The 233-nt window shown below is 60.1% G+C and carries 1 pseudogene; it reads left to right on the top strand.

Annotated elements, in window-relative coordinates:
* Positions 1 to 233: pseudogene (locus tag QP415_RS13075) on the top strand (phage/plasmid primase, P4 family); the annotation flags it as partial.

Below are 233 nucleotides of genomic sequence, written 5' to 3'. Positions count from 1 at the left end.
GTCATGGTCGAAGCGCTTGTAATCGCCTACGGGGACGGCCGCAACGGCAAGTCCACGTTCTGGAACACGATCGCGAGAGTGCTCGGCACGTATGCGGGCAACATGTCCGCCGACGTGCTCACCATTGGCGGGAACCGGAACGTCAAACCTGAACTTGCCGAGGCGAAAGGCAAACGGCTCATCATCGCCGCCGAGTCCGAAGAAGGCGTAAGACTGTCGACCTCGACGGTTAA

The organism is Pauljensenia sp. UMB3104 (assembly GCF_030217285.1).
Lineage (GTDB): Bacteria > Actinomycetota > Actinomycetes > Actinomycetales > Actinomycetaceae > Pauljensenia.
This window is presented reverse-complemented; position numbering and strand designations above follow the sequence as displayed.